The organism is Micropruina sp., from assembly GCF_027492755.1.
Classification (GTDB): domain Bacteria; phylum Actinomycetota; class Actinomycetes; order Propionibacteriales; family Propionibacteriaceae; genus Micropruina.
The window spans coordinates 2,807-5,116 of record NZ_JAPUED010000235.1; the positions used below are offsets into that span (position 1 = coordinate 2,807).

Consider the following 2,310-nt stretch of genomic DNA (forward strand, 5'->3'; position numbering starts at 1 on the left):
ATCCGTCATCCCGGACTTGATCCGGGATCTCCGTTCACAGCCAGCGCGACGTCAGCCGAGCAACTCCGGATAGTCCTGCGCCTCACCCAACACATGCTCAGCCAGGAAGGCCGACACGGTTCCGTACCAGATCGCCGCATGCTGCGGGCTGAGCACCCAATGGTTCTCGTCGGGGAAGTACAGGAAGCGGTGCGGCGTCCGGCCCTCGGCGTCCAGGGCGAGCTGGGAGCGGCTCAGCAGTTCCCACCACAGCCGCAGTCCCTCACCGATCGGTACCCGGTAGTCGCGATCGCCGTGGACGACCAGCATCGGCGTCCGGATCTGCTCGACGTAGCTGTGCGGTGAGTGCTCGCGCAGCATTGCCTCACCCACTTCGCGGGCCCAGTAGTAGGCGTGGTCGGTGGTGGGCCCGAACTGGTCGAGGCTCCACAGGGACGCGTGGCTGACGATGGCGCGGAAGCGGTCGGTGTGCCCGGCGACCCAGTTCGCCATGTAGCCGCCGAACGAGCCGCCCATGGCTGCCGTCCGGCTCGCATCGATGTCGTCGCGGGCGACCGCGGTGTCGGTGATCGCCATCAGATCGGTGAACGGCTCGGCGCCCCAACGGCTCCAGCCGCGGGCGACGAAGTCTTCGCCATAGCCGGTGGACAGGGCAGGATCGGGCAGCAGCACCGCGTAACCCTGCGCGACCAGCAGCCACGGGCACCAGCGCCAACTCCAGCCGTTCCAGGAGCTCAGCGGACCACCGTGAATCCACAACAGCAGAGGCGCCGGACGCTCGGCGTCGGCCCCGGACGGCAGCGCCAGCCAGGCCCGCACTGTGCTGCCGTCGGCGACCGTGGTGCTGATCTCGGTCAGCGTGCCGGGGAGTTCGGGGGCCGGAGCGGGGTTCCGGAGCAGTTCGGACGCCACCGGCGCACCGGTGCTGCGGGCGGCGTCCAGATCGATCCGGACGACCTCGGACGGCGCCGCGTACGACGTGCGCAGGGCGTACACCCAGCGGCCGTCGGGGGACACCTGAGGGTCGGTGAAGCTGGCATCGTCGCTGGTCAGCCGGGTGACGGTGGCCGAGGCGAGGTCGAACAGGAAGATCGGGCCACGGCCGTTCTCGTCCGCGGTCAGGATGATGCCGCTGCTGTCGGGCAGCCAGGCGTGGCCGGTGGGCCAGCGGTCCCACTCGGTGGCGACCCGCTGGCTCGCACCGGTGCCGAGGTCGAGCAGATGCAGCTCTTGGCGCGCGGAGAGCTCCGGGGTGGTCAGCGGTGCGCGGCTGAACAGCAGGCGGGTGCGGTCGGGGGAGAGCCATGGCTCGTAGGCCTCGACCCCCGGCTCGTCGACCAGGACGGTGCTGCCACCGTCGGCGAGGTCGATGCGGACCAGCCGGCTGTACCGATCGCCGGCGGTGCCGATCCGGGACTCGACCGCGACTGCGAAGCTGCCGTCGGAGGCCAGGTCGAAGTCCTCCCACTGGTGCGCGGACGCGGTCGGTGTGAGATCGCGCAGGTCGAGCCGAACGGGGTCGTCGCCCGCCTCAAGTGCCGAGGTTGGCAGGTCGGCGGCCGACAGATGCTGGGAGCCCGGTCCGAGGTCGTGGTCCCAGTGCCGCACCGGGTAGCTGGCGTGCAGGATCGCGCTGACGCTGTTGTCCTTGCGCTCCTTGCGACGGCGGTCGTCGTCCGCCTCGTCGGTGGACGCGGCGAGGCGAGGCGCCGCCGCCAGCACCTGCGTGCTGCGGGTCTGGACCTTTCCGTAGCCGCCGAGCCGATTGCCGATCAGGCGGGCCTCGCCACCGCCGGCCGGCAACAGCCACAGGGCCGCGGTGGGCTCGTCGTCATCGTCGGCGTCCGGATCGGGACGGGCGGAGGTGAACAGCAGATCGCCCGCGTCGGTGAACAGTGCGGAGGACTCGCCCTTGCGTGACCGGGTCAGTCTGCGAGCCGGTTCGGTGCCTGTCGGATCGACCTCCCACAAGGCATTGCGGTACTGGGTGCGCTTCGAGTTGAGGGTGGCAACGGTGGTGACCAGACGTGTGCCGTCAGGGGAGAGGCTCAGTCCGGAACACCGCGGCAGCGCGAGGTAGACATCGATGTCATCAAAAGGTGTTGCCATTGCAGCCACCCTAGTACGGCGGGTGGTCAGAACGACCGGCAAGGGCAGTGCTGCCCTGTCCGGTTTCCCGATGGCCGATCGACTGGCCTAGACTCAACGCGGTGCCCGCTGAGCGCGGACGTCCGGGGCGTAGCGTAGTGGCTAGCGCGCCTGCTTTGGGAGCAGGAGATCGCAGGTTCGAGTCCTGTCGCCCCGACCATT

1 protein-coding gene and 1 tRNA gene are annotated in these 2,310 nt (G+C 69.8%); one reads left to right on the forward strand and one right to left on the reverse strand.

Annotated elements, in window-relative coordinates:
• Window positions 1–51 precede the first annotated feature (51 nt).
• The gene (locus Q0066_RS16195) at window positions 52–2,109 is read right to left on the reverse strand and encodes an alpha/beta fold hydrolase (RefSeq protein ID WP_298134869.1); all 2,058 of its coding nucleotides are present in this window, start codon (window positions 2,107–2,109) and stop codon (window positions 52–54) included.
• Between the two features lie 123 nt (window positions 2,110–2,232).
• On the opposite strand from Q0066_RS16195, the gene Q0066_RS16200 reads away from it, so the two are divergent.
• Window positions 2,233–2,308, forward strand: a tRNA-Pro gene (locus tag Q0066_RS16200).
• Window positions 2,309–2,310 lie beyond the last annotated feature (2 nt).